Origin of the sequence: Fischerella sp. PCC 9605 (genome assembly GCF_000517105.1) — a bacterium.
Lineage (GTDB): Bacteria > Cyanobacteriota > Cyanobacteriia > Cyanobacteriales > Nostocaceae > PCC9605.
In genome coordinates, this window is record NZ_KI912149.1 from 162,968 (window position 1) to 175,363 (window position 12,396).

Sequence of the window (12,396 nt, forward strand, 5' to 3'; positions counted from 1 at the left end):
TATTCAAAAAAATTATAGGGTGGGTAATATCCCACCCCTAAAACTATTAATCTTGTAAAACCGTCTTCGATACAATTCTGGTTTTTTTGCGATCGCTCTCCGATAACTCTTCTCCTGATTGCAGGCGGGTAGCAGAAGTTTGCAAAACCGTAGCTGCACCCACATCTCCCATTTGCAAAGCAGTTTTAGCAGCAGTTTGCAGCATTGTTGCAGCACCAGCGCGATCGCCCTGTTGTAATTTCGCTTCTGCTAGCTGCGTTTGTCGATACTTTGCTAATGCCAGAATATGCTGCTGTACCTCCGGATTGGAAACACCTTGGTAATTTGGAATCACATTCACTTCCACAGGTATATTTTCTGATAGTAACCCTGTCTGTTTTTGCGCGGGGTTATCGTAGCGCACTTGTAAATTAGCAATAGTATGTTTGCCTGGAGAGAATTGCCCTAAATAAATATTTGCTAAAACTACCCGTTCCGTATCCTTCATCAAGTCTCCCAGACGCACCGCGTAACGTCCATCAGCTTCTTGTTGCACTGGTAACTCAATCGTATCTGGAGAAACTTGGGCAACAGGTTTTAGTTCTGCAAAGCGAACTTTCGGCATCAGAGAAAACAGTAGATAGGCATTAGTTAATCCTACTGCTTGAATACGGTTGAAAAGACGACTAAACTCATCTACCGCCTGTTCTGGTTTTTGAATATAAGACAACGTCCCACCACCAGCATCGGCAATTTTTTCTAAAATATCTTGGTTCCAATTGTCACCAAATCCCAAAGTATTCAAAGTCAAATTGTAGCCAGCAGCCAACTGAGCAAATTTCAAACAACGCTTGTTGTCGCCGTGTTCATTTTCACCATCAGTTAATAGAAAGGCTTGAGAAATTGTTTCTTTTTTCCCTTTTGCTAGTTCCTCAATTCCTAAACGCAACCCTTCATCAATAGCAGTACCGCCATCAGCAGCAAGACGATTAATTTGCTGTTTAATGCGTTCTCGGTCTTCAATAGTTTGATTGGGTACTAATACTTTGGCGCGGTGATCAAAAACTACCACACTCAGGCGATCGCCTTCTTTGAGCCCATCAACAATCTGATGAGCCGCTTTTTTTACTATTTCTAACGGTCGCCCACTCATCGAACCACTATGATCGAGAATTAGGCATAAATTCAGCGGTACATCGCGATCGCTAAATTCAGCGATCGCAGCAAGAGAAATAGCCAACTGACGTTGACTGCTCATTTGATTGGCATCTAGGTTGCCATCATTCAGTCTAGGCAGCAAACTAACCTTCATAACTTCGGGTTTCCATCCAAGATATACATATTTATAAATAACTTCAAAGTGCAATATCCGTTCTACGGAAAAGCTAAACAGCAGACATACTTTAGACTTCTTAAAGAAGTTGGGGAAAGGGGAAGGAAAGGAATTAAGAAGCCTTTACCCTTTAACCATTTCCCATGTCTTATAAAACATCTATTAATAATAGTGACAATATTTTGAGTGCAAAAGCTACTCAGACATAGAGAAATTTTGCTAATTAGCGAGAAATCCACACCTCCAGGTGACTTAGCCTCGCGCTAGGATGTATTACAGTTAACGGCATTATTTCAGGCAACAGTTGCTATGGACATGTCCCCCATCAAGGCTGTGCAAGCCCCTTATTACGGTGATAACTTCTACCGCACGCCGCCACCAGATTTACCTTCCTTATTGTTGAAGGAGCGAATTGTCTATCTTGGCATGCCACTGGTGCCTGCTGTCACCGAATTAATCATAGCTGAACTGCTGTATTTGCAGTCCGACGATCCAGACAAACCAATTAAAATCTACATTAACTCGACTGGTACCTCCGGTTATAGTGGCGAACCCATCGGCTTTGAAACGGAAGCCTTCGCCATCTATGACACGATGAAATATATCAAGCCTCCCATCCACACCATCTGCATTGGTATGGCAATGGGTATGTCAGCAATGCTTCTCAGTGCTGGGACAAAAGGTTGCCGCGCTAGTTTGCCTCACGCTACCATCGTCCTGCATCAGCCCAAGAGCTACGCCCAAGGCCAAGCCACAGATATTCAGATCCGGGCTAAAGAAGTACTGGCAAATAAAGCGACGATGGTAGACATCCTCTCCCGTAACACCGGACAGCCCAAGGAAAGAATAGAGAAGGATATGGATCGCCTCTTCTATATCACTCCCAAGGAAGCTGTGGCATATGGCTTGATTGACCGAGTTTTTGAGAAAGAAGAACTTGCCCATCCTCCCGTACCAGCAGCTGGAATTCTTTAAATCAGTTGTTTGTTGTTTGTTGTTCGTTGTTCGTTCCAACCAACTATCAACAACCAACTACCAACAATTGGCTAATAACTAATTACAAACGGAGTAACGAAAATGCCTATAGGCGTTCCTAAAGTCCCCTACCGGATGCCAGGGGAACAATATACACAATGGATTGACATCTACAATCGTCTTTACCGGGAACGCATTATTTTCCTGGGGCGAGACGTTGATGATGAAATTGCCAATCAAATTATCGCCGTAATGCTATACCTGGATTCGGAAGATCCAGGCAAGGATATTTATCTATACATCAATTCCCCCGGTGGGATGGTTACATCTGGCATGGCGATTTTTGATACCATGCAACACATCAAATCAGATGTAGTTACCATTTGTGTGGGCTTAGCAGCTTCGATGGGTTCCTTCCTGCTAGCAGCTGGCACTAAAGGCAAACGATTGGCATTGCCTCACTCACGGATTATGATTCACCAGCCATCTGGTGGTACTCGTGGGCAAGCAACCGATATTGAAATTGAAGCCAGAGAAATTCTGCGGATTCGTCGTCAACTGAACGAAATTTACGCTAAAAATACTGGTCAGCCAATAGAAAAGATCGAAAAAGACATGGATCGTGACTTTTTCATGTCTGCCCAAGAGGCAAAAGAATACGGCTTGATTGACAAAGTAATTGAAGAACGTCCCTAGCTAGGGACTAGGGAATTGGGGATAGGGGATCGGGAATAACCCAGTCCCCTATCCCCTGTCCCCTGTCCCCTATTCCCATGCCCTGTGCCTCTAAAAATGGCAAATTGGTCTTTATCATTAGTACTTCAAGCTTTAAGCTAGTAGCTGATAGCTGAATATAGTGCTTCTTATAGCTCAAGATGGATCTTGGAGATTGCTACCGTTTATTGGGTTTAAGGTCGGGAGCATCCTTTGGCGAAATTAAAGCCTCTTACCGCCGACTCGCGCAACAATATCATCCCGATATCAACCCAGATGACAAAAAAGCAAAAGAAAAGTTTATTGCCTTGACCGAGGCATACAAGTTGCTGTTGCAGGTGATACCGCCTCAAAAAACAGCCCAACAGTCAACTCAGTCACCAGCCTCAGCTTCTGGAGAAACACAAACACCCAACCCCGAACCAACTCCTCAACAGACGCCGAAAAAACAGCCGACGCCCCAACCGCCGCACATTTCGGAAACAGAACAGCGACTGAAGTGGAAGACTTATGAGCAATTGCAGCAGTTTTTGAAAGAAAGACGGTTTCCACAGGCGATCGCACTAGCGGAAGCTTTAGCAGCACGTTTACCTGAAGATGCAGAAGTGCGCCAGTGGCAGGCGATCGCCTATCAACTTTGGGGACGCACACTAATTGCAGAAAACCAGCTATTTAAAGCCAAAATATATCTGAACAAAGCCTTGAAAACAGACCCCCACAACAAGACTTTGTGGAATGAGGTGCAGCGGGACTTTCAGAAGTTAGAGCAGATTTTTTGAGGTTTTACAAAAAGTTTATATATTATTGACTTCCTTGGTTAAACTTACCTAGTTTTTATCCAAGGAAATTAAAACTGTATTATTACTGTAGCCTTGGTATTTTTTGATAGCTAGATTATTCAGTAGGCGTTGACCCATAAATGTCAGTCAACGTCTTCAGAGTCAAATTATTTGCCACTGCTTTACCTTCAGGCATTAACTTCGGCAACCAGATATAAAAAGCGATCGCATTAATATACGTCTTGCACCCGGAACCTATCGCCTAGATATTGATCCTGCTGGTTTTCCTCCCGACTGGCAAGCAACAACAGATGCTTTTGCTGTGGATGTAGTCGCTGGCAGTTATACTCCTGTGATGATACCGTTGATTCGTTCCTATACTCGCTCAGGAGTTGTTACAGATGCCCAAGGTAATGCCATTGCTGGCGCCAGGGTAGAAGCTATACAACCACGTACGGGAAAACGCCGTTTTTCTGTAACCAACAGTGCGGGAGTGTATTATCTAGAAGAGTTGCAACAGGGTGAGTACGAATTGCAAATCAACGGTAAAACAGTTAGTAACTTAAAAATACAGGAGTCCTCAGAACCATTCCAAGAACTGAATATCAAGCAACCCTAGAGAGAGAATAAATTTACACTTTTTCGTTCACCTTCGCCAGCGCATCTTCAGCAGCAGCTTTCTCAGCATCTTTTTTGTTGCGTCCCCTGCCTTCACCGTATACTTTTTCACCTACAAATACCTTAGCAATGAACTCAGGCGCATGAGAAGAACCCCCCGCTTGTTCTGTAACATACTTGGGCGGAGTTGGGGTAATATTGCGTTGCACCCATTCTTGAAAGCGGTTTTTAGAGTCTACATTGGCGCGAAACTCAACAATATTTTCCGGGACGGAATCAAACAGCGGTTCTACAACAGCACGAACAGCCTCCATATCAGAATTATTATCTAAATAGTAAGCGCCAACTATCGCTTCAAAAGTACTGCTGAGCAAATTGGGATTTTGAAACCCACCGTCAAGAATTGCACCCTTACCCAAGCGCATTCGCAAGTCTAAGCCTACCTCAACAGCAAACCTAGCAAGTTGCTTTTCATCTACTAACGCCGATCGCCGCCGTGTTAATTCATCTTCTCCTTTTTGGGGGTAACGGCGATAGAGATACTGGCCACTTAAGAAGTTGAGCAAAGCATCACCGAGAAACTCCAAGCGTTCGTTGTGTTCACCTGCTTCGGGATGTTCGTGGATATAGGAACGGTGTGTCAGCGCACAGTGTAGAAGTGTTTCATCACGAAATTGCAAAAGTTTGTGCATCTCGGGCAATTTCTCTTTCATGCCATTATTATCGAAAAATCTCAATATCAATCAATATTGTTTTAAAAATAGTTAGCCTTAAATATAATCCTATTTAAAAGGAAAGCGGCTATGAGCCAGACAGCAAATGAGCGTGTGCGCTGGACTTATCATTCTGTAGTAAATGTTTTAGTTTATTTTATTTGTTAATTTTTATTAAAAAATAAAATAATATTGATACAAATAATCAAGAAAACTTAAGATATTTTTATAGTTAGTGAATAAGTCAGCTTATTAGGGGATGCTGTTACTGTGAAGTTTGTTTAAGATGGCAGAGAGTGCAATTTCAGTCTGAAATAATCAACTTCAATGCTTGATCCAACTTTGTGCGATCGCCCTATTAGCCAGTGGCTCACTTTCAAGTCAATGCTCTCTTACTGGCTGATGACACCATCAAATTTGATGCTTAAAAAAGATATTTGAATGATTCTTCCCCCCTTAAAAAGCAGGGCTGTTTCATTCGAGCAGGTAAGGATTTTGTCAAGAGTACTCGCTGTAAAATTTGCTGAAGTTGGTGAGCGAAAAATCACCGCAAAGACCAGAAAATTTGAGTGCGATCGCCATTTTCTTGTCCAATCAGATTTTTTCATCACCTGATTTTTTTGACTTAGACGCTTGTAAATCAGAGCCTTTTAGGGAATGAAACAGCCCTGCCTTAAAAAGGGGGGTTAGGGGGGATCAAAAAACAGAGTTTAATGCATACGACCAAAAATTGCTTTAAATTTAAGGCTATAAATCAATACGCTTCGTGATAAGCCCAGAACCCTTTGTAGAGACGCGAAATTTCGCGTCTCTACAGACCAATTTTTTTTACCAAAAATCCTTAACTGAACCGTATTGGGTTATAAACTTTCCTCACTATCGACCGAATTACTTTTTGAAGAATTAGGCCGTGAGCCTGCATTACGCACATTCACAATTTTGCCAAGCAAATCGAACCAAAATGGCGCACCCATAGCAATAGCAATTCCACTCAGAATCCAGCCAGGAATCATCGTTAAAATTTTAATATTTGGAAAACCTTGCTTTGACTGGCGTGTCCAGTGAATTTGCTGTTTTAAGTTGATATCACTCCAACCAATAGGTAGAGAAATATTGGTTAAAGCCTGGTCTGCTTCTATTCTCAACGCATCTAAATTAGCAGTAGAACTATTACTGTATTTTAGTAAGATTTCCCCAGCATTATTTGTAATTGTATCTCGGAGAGCAGAATCTTTCGATAACCTGCTAATCATGTGAATAGCATCTGCATTAGCAGTAACAGCGATCGCCAAGCCAATTAAAATTGCTACTCCTTTGGCATTACGTTTGTAAACACCAGAGGCTCGTTCCATTGAGCTATTAAATGTATTTTCAATTTCCAGGCGTAAGGCATTCATTCCCTCTTCTGTAGTTTTAACTCTTGCCTGAGCGCGTTTTGCCAAAACGGCAAGATTGTCTACAACAGATGGTGGTAATGTCTCAATTGCCTGCTTAATTCCCTGATAGGTTTCGCTATCTTGGTCTTTAATTGCCGCTTCGATTTCTTTATATATAGCACTACTTTTATTAATTGTTTGCACAACTTCGTTAATATTAGGGCGCAGTCCTCCAAGAGCTATTGCTTGTTCAGTATCTTCAAAAATATCTTTTCTTAAAAACTTGAGTTTTCGTAAGGCTTTGCTAAATAATTCATACTCTGGCATCTCTGCCTGAAAAGCCTCTATATATCTATCTAAGCTTTCTGCCATACGATTAAGGCTTGTCTTCAAGCTAGCTTTTTTTTGTTGAAAATTCCAACAACTTTTTTCAAATTCTGCTTGGAGTTCTGCATACCCGTTATAGATACTATTGAAAAAATATGCAAAATTTTCATCACTATTTATCTGTTCTTGTAATTTAATAATAATTTCTTCTATTTCACTTAATCTTTCTTTTTTGAAAGTCTGTAGTCTCGATGCACTTAAATTTTGCACTAATGTTGATATTTGTAATGTTTCAACGAGAGTAGTAGCAAAAACATCGGCAGGAATATAAGATGGGCCAGTGTGTTTTTTGTTGCCAAAAATACTATCGCTTTTATCTGTTCCCGGTCGAGGGTTTTTGATAGAACGATAAATTGAGCCAATTAACCAAGTAATTTTACGAGGTAGGGTAACAAATAATCCTTTTGCTTCTTGATTGATATTTTTAACTAAAGGATTATCATAAATGTTATTTGCTAATTGAATAACTTGCGCTTCTTCTGCACTTTTTATATCACCAGCCAGAAGAATTTCAATTGACTTTTTTAAGTGTTCGGCACGCCATTGAAAAACAGTTGCAATTAGTTCCTGAATTTCTGAAGCTAATAAACTTAAAATTAAATAAATAAATATTAAACCAATTGCTACATCTAAAATAGAAGGTAAATTCATTGATTATCTCCACAATAACTGAATAAGATTTGATATTTGGTATGTTAGGTGTCAATTTTAAAAATCAATGCCTGTTAAATAAATTTAAAAGTATAGTCAAAAATGTTGTCGCAAAATATTATGATTGGTTAGCAAAAATTGAGTTAATTTAAAATTTAGGAGGAATTTAAAGCAGTGATTGTTGCTAAATGGCAACAATGGAGGCTTGCAAACGTCTCCTTTTAATCAAACCAGCAAGCAAAACAAGTATCCTAGACTATGCAAGAAGGAAGCTTTACTTGGGGCCGTCTAGAAAAGCAATATCGATCGCACCAGAAATGGGTTGATGGGACATGGGTAATAGTGCTGCTGGTTGCAGCTGTGTTACTGTTTACCATAAATCTTGGGCAATTACCGCTGCGAGATTGGGATGAAGGTACTGTGGCGCAGGTTGCTAGGGAAATTTGGCAGGCCCCAGCTGGTTCGATGCGTTGGCTTCATCCAACCCTGGGAGGTGAACCATATCACAACAAGCCGCCATTGATGCACTTGCTGATTGCTTGGGCTTACTCCTTGGGGGGTGTAAATGAATGGACAACGCGAATACCCGGAGCAATTTTAACAGCTATTTCAGTACCTTTACTGTATTGTATTGGTCGAGAAATATTTCGTCAGCGTTTTTGTGCTATCTACAGTGCTTTGATTTACCTAACGATGCTACCGGTGGTGCGTCATGGACGACTAGCCATGCTGGATGGCGCAGTGGTATGTTTTTTTATGCTGATGATGTGGTGTTTGTTGCGATCGCGTCGTGACTTACGTTATTGCCTGGGTGTAGGCATCTGTTTTGGGTTGATTTGCCTAACTAAGGGCATGTTAGGCGTATTGTTAGGTGCTGTGGCAGTGGTATTTCTGTTTTGGGATACACCACGAATGCTGACCAGTGCCTATATGTGGATAGGAATGTTCATCGGCATTATACCCGTAGCTTTTTGGTACGGTGCCCAGTGGTGGGAATATGGTCAAACTTTTACCAATGTCGGCATGGTCGGTCAATCTCTCAGCCGCATTTGGACACCTGTTGAAGAACATTCTGGCCCACCTTGGTACTATCTGCTGGAAATTCTCAAGTACACCTGGCCTTGGTTACTTTTTTTGCCATCTAGCTTGCGTTTATCCTGGAAAAACCGCAACTTCAGTTGGGCAAAACTCGTGCTGGTGTGGATGATAGTTTATTTGATTGCGATTTCTTTAATGAGAACCAAACTTCCTTGGTATGTGTTTCCAATTTATCCAAGCTTAGCCTTGGTGATGGGAGCAAAACTGGGGGAAATTGAGAATTTGCCTTTACTATCATCTTATCCCCGTCCTTGGGTGATAATTTTGGCAATTCTGGCAGTGATAGCAGCTGGTGGTAGCATTTACTTTAGTTGGGGATCGGCATCAAAATCAGATTTACAACTGATTTTTGCAGCAGTTGCAGCAACAATGACTTTAGCAGCTATTTTGGCAGAACGCGGTGATACACAATTTCTCAGAGTTTTGTTTTGGGGATCTTATATTTCGCTGCTGTTGTTGATGAAGTCTAACTATTGGGTTTGGGAATTAGGAGAACGCTATCCAGTCAAACCAGTCGCAGCTATGATTCAACGGGAAACACCACCAGGTACAAAGATTTACACATCGAATCCTGAAAACCGTCCGTCGTTAAATTTTTATAGCGATCGCAATATAGTTTCTGCTTCTATTAGAGAATTGCAATATTATTGGCGTCACAAAGAACAACCCTACTTCTTGTTAGATGAACCTACCCTTAATAATCTCCAACTTGATTCAGCGAATCTACTTGATCAAGCAGAAGGTTGGAAACTAGTTACAAAAAATACAGGTAGATTGTAAATAGATAGTAGATAGTAGATAGTAGTTAGTACTTGGTTGTTTCCCACTAACCACTAACCACTAACCATTAACCTGAGTAATTTTTGATATACTAATACTGAAATCTGTGGAAGAGGATATTTATCCCAGGAAAAGTGCTCACTGGGATTTTTTTCCCTCATCTTTGATTTTTTCAATACTTGGTGATGAGGCGTCGTCGTTGCGATTTTGCTGAGACACAGCAATCATACCAAAGAGAATAGCACCTCCTACAGCTAAGACAAACAAAGGGCGTTTAAGAACAATGAGATCGCGGATGAGCCTAGCTAAGGGTCGGCTTTGACGACGCAGCATTGATGAAATCATAATCTGTTTAAATGTAAACGGATCGCGGACATAGTGACCGCTACTTGAGACTACAAGCCTTTCTTGACAATACGGACAGGTAAACAACCCAACATAAGTCTTAACTGGTTTAGGCGTAGAATTTCTTTGGCAAATGGGGCAAGTCACATAATGATTATCAAAAGTGTGTGTGTTCATCTACCTCGTCCGCTTAGTCGACTTAACTTACTCTATAAAAAATAAACTTCTTGCAGAAGCCAGAAAAAGGACAAAGGGTAAGGGTGAAAGGTATGAAAGTATTCTTGTGCCTTTAACCTCTACCCAACTCTTGCAAAAGACATTTTTGCAAGCAGGCTAATATCTATATTGAATTCCCGCTCAAAGGGCGTATAGATTTCCCTGTACATCTAATCTCAGCCATGTTGCATATAATTCTAAAAGATGATGCAGTGGCGTGGCAGCCACTGCAACACGAGTATAATCAGATTCAGCTGAGAATAATTCCTCATCGCTTTTGCTAATCCTCCTAAAGAGCATAAGTCTCCAATTCTCTCCCATTTAAGCACTCTCGCCACACAAATTTTGCAAGCTAGAAAATTTTTCACAAAAGCTTTGTAAATTAACAAATAGAGTAAGAACTTTATTTGCAAAGTCTCTACTTGTCTGGTTACTAGGCGATCGCTCACAATGAAAAGCAAGGCATAAAATCTTAAATTTTTTATTAGATTTACTCCTCACTCAATGACTCTCCTGCCTCCCACAGAACTCAGGAAGGCGACGGAACAATCTACCTTTCCTTCTCCTTCCATCCGTTTAACCTATCTATTTAACCGTTTTCAACCATCCCCAGAAACCGTTGTGCTGCTTTTAGCGTTGCTAATTGGCGGTGGTAGCGGGATGGGTGTGGTTACTTTTCACTATTTAATCCAGCTGATTCACCGCCTCATGCTGGAAAACTTTATGGGTGTAGTTGGCGTTTGGGGCGCTTGGACTTTAGCTTGCGTTCCCATCCTAGGCGGATTAATTGTTGGTTTGATGCGCTGGCGATCGCAAGACTTTGGCCCTGGGCTATCATCTTTAATTGCTGCTTCCCAAAAAGGAGAGATAAAACGACAGCTACGTCCGGTGACAAAGATGCTAGCGGCAGCAGTTTCCTTGGGTAGCGGTGCTTCCCTGGGGCCAGAAGGCCCTAGTGTGGAAATTGGTGCTAATTTTGGCATGTTGCTGTCTGTGGTGCTACAAGTATCACAAGAACGCCAGCGTTTGCTTTTAGGTGCTGGCGCTGCGGCTGGCTTGGCTGCTGGATTTAATGCCCCGATTGCAGGTGTTTTTTTTGCCTTAGAGGTAGTGCTGGGAGCAACATCATTTGCTACTTCTGCGGTAAGTGTAGTGTTGCTGGCAGCAGTAGTTGCGGCGTTAATTGCTCACATTGGCTTGGGGGCACAACCAGCTTTTACCTTACCTGTTTACCAAGTCCGCAGCCCCTTAGAATTACCCTTATATCTCGGCTTGGGTTTGTGGGCAAGTCTGGTGTCTTTGACTTATACTCAGTTAATTCGACTGGCAAAAGCCTGCTTTGCAGGTAGAGTTCCCGGTTTTACTTGGTTGGGGAAAATACCGAAGCATATCCATCCTATTATTGGGGGTGCGATCATCGGTGCAGTTGCTTTACATTTTCCACAAATTTTGGGCATTGGTTATGAAACAGTAGAAGCAATGCTTCAGGATGTGGAATTTTCGCTGCAACTTTTGATTGTGTTGCTGTTAGTAAAATTGGCAATGACAGCAATTAGCGCTGGTAGCGGTTTTGTCGGTGGTGTATTTGCACCAGCAATGTTTTTGGGTGCTTCTTTAGGTTCTGCCTATGCAAAAATTTTGGCAAACGCAGCACCTGCAATTAGTGATTTTATAGCTGCTCCTCCAGCCTACGCAATGGTAGGAATGGCAGCAGTTCTTGCTGCCAGTGTGAGAGCACCATTAACAGCAATTTTGTTGCTGTTTGAACTAACGCAAGACTACCGTATTGTTTTACCTCTAATGGCAGCTGTAGGTTTAAGTGTTTGGTTAGTGGAGAGAATTAAGCCTAATTCTAACTCCAATTTAAATCTTCAACAAATAGGTCTTTCGGAATTGAAAGACGAACAGACAGAAATTTTACAGCAAATAATCGTCGAAGAAGCCATGCATCCTTGTCCAAAACAACTGCTAGCAACTATGACAGTAATAGAGGCTGCTATGGAAATGATACGCGATCGCTCTCGCAGTGCTTTAGTGGTTAATGAAGTAGGGCAATTAGTTGGTATCCTTTCTCTAGAAGATATCAACCGCACCCTTTCTATTTGGCAGAATTTCCCAGATTCATCAATCGAAGATCGAGGTGATTTATCCAATCAAACTCTCATCGATATTTGTACCACTGATATTCTCTATGCTTGGCAAGATGAACCCTTATCTGAAGCTTTAGATCGCATGGCTCTTCGCGGTTTGCATCAGTTACCAGTGGTAGCACGAGACAACCCCGAACAAATTTTGGGTTTACTAGAACGAGAACAAATTGCTTTAACCTGCAACATCGCAGTCACGCGCAAAGCTCTCCGCCACTATCTACCAGTGGTGACAAAAACAGATGTAGTCAACAGTCAATAGTCAATGGTCATTAGTCATTAGTC

At 41.7% G+C, this 12,396-nt stretch carries 10 protein-coding genes and 1 pseudogene; 7 read left to right on the top strand and 4 right to left on the bottom strand.

Going from position 1 to position 12,396, the window contains the following annotated elements:
- Positions 1 to 46 precede the first annotated feature (46 nt).
- Positions 47 to 1,291 carry a vWA domain-containing protein gene (locus FIS9605_RS0115630; RefSeq protein WP_026733428.1) on the bottom strand — a complete coding sequence of 415 codons (1,245 nt, stop codon included), beginning with the start codon at positions 1,289 to 1,291 and terminating at the stop codon, positions 47 to 49.
- Between the two features lie 330 nt (positions 1,292 to 1,621).
- Between FIS9605_RS0115630 and FIS9605_RS0115635 the strand changes: the two genes are divergently transcribed.
- The 4 genes and pseudogenes from FIS9605_RS0115635 to FIS9605_RS0115650 all read left to right on the top strand — a co-directional run.
- Positions 1,622 to 2,287, top strand: coding sequence for an ATP-dependent Clp protease proteolytic subunit (locus FIS9605_RS0115635; RefSeq protein ID WP_026733429.1), 666 nt, complete (start codon positions 1,622 to 1,624; stop codon positions 2,285 to 2,287).
- Between the two features lie 102 nt (positions 2,288 to 2,389).
- Positions 2,390 to 2,983: an ATP-dependent Clp protease proteolytic subunit gene (locus FIS9605_RS0115640; protein ID WP_026733430.1), complete on the top strand. Its 594-nt coding sequence runs from the start codon at positions 2,390 to 2,392 to the stop codon at positions 2,981 to 2,983.
- 179 nt (positions 2,984 to 3,162) lie between these two features.
- The gene (locus tag FIS9605_RS0115645; protein ID WP_026733431.1) at positions 3,163 to 3,780 is read left to right on the top strand and encodes a J domain-containing protein; all 618 of its coding nucleotides are present in this window, start codon (positions 3,163 to 3,165) and stop codon (positions 3,778 to 3,780) included.
- Between the two features lie 205 nt (positions 3,781 to 3,985).
- A pseudogene (locus FIS9605_RS0115650) lies at positions 3,986 to 4,399 on the top strand (carboxypeptidase-like regulatory domain-containing protein); the annotation flags it as partial.
- Positions 4,400 to 4,412: 13 nt separating this feature from the next.
- On the opposite strand, the gene rnc reads toward FIS9605_RS0115650, so the two are convergent.
- On the bottom strand, positions 4,413 to 5,090 hold the full coding sequence (gene rnc / locus FIS9605_RS0115655) for a ribonuclease III (RefSeq protein WP_026733433.1): 678 nt from the start codon (positions 5,088 to 5,090) through the stop codon (positions 4,413 to 4,415).
- A 553-nt stretch (positions 5,091 to 5,643) separates the two neighbouring features.
- Between rnc and FIS9605_RS46120 the strand changes: the two genes are divergently transcribed.
- Positions 5,644 to 5,772, top strand: a complete 129-nt coding sequence (locus tag FIS9605_RS46120; protein ID WP_269321002.1) for a hypothetical protein — start codon at positions 5,644 to 5,646, stop codon at positions 5,770 to 5,772.
- A 199-nt stretch (positions 5,773 to 5,971) separates the two neighbouring features.
- Here FIS9605_RS46120 and FIS9605_RS0115660 read toward each other — a convergent pair whose 3' ends face one another.
- Complete coding sequence (locus tag FIS9605_RS0115660) at positions 5,972 to 7,525, bottom strand: hypothetical protein (RefSeq protein WP_026733434.1); 1,554 nt, start codon at positions 7,523 to 7,525, stop codon at positions 5,972 to 5,974.
- A gap of 258 nt (positions 7,526 to 7,783) precedes the next feature.
- On the opposite strand from FIS9605_RS0115660, the gene FIS9605_RS0115665 reads away from it, so the two are divergent.
- Positions 7,784 to 9,403, top strand: a complete 1,620-nt coding sequence (locus tag FIS9605_RS0115665) for an ArnT family glycosyltransferase (protein ID WP_026733435.1) — start codon at positions 7,784 to 7,786, stop codon at positions 9,401 to 9,403.
- Positions 9,404 to 9,541: 138 nt separating this feature from the next.
- On the opposite strand, the gene FIS9605_RS0115670 is transcribed toward FIS9605_RS0115665, so the two are convergent.
- Positions 9,542 to 9,925: a hypothetical protein gene (locus FIS9605_RS0115670; protein WP_026733436.1), complete on the bottom strand. Its 384-nt coding sequence runs from the start codon at positions 9,923 to 9,925 to the stop codon at positions 9,542 to 9,544.
- 543 nt (positions 9,926 to 10,468) lie between these two features.
- Here FIS9605_RS0115670 and FIS9605_RS0115680 point away from each other — a divergent pair.
- Entirely contained in the window at positions 10,469 to 12,373 is a 1,905-nt protein-coding gene (locus FIS9605_RS0115680) for a chloride channel protein (RefSeq protein ID WP_026733438.1), read from the top strand.
- Positions 12,374 to 12,396 lie beyond the last annotated feature (23 nt).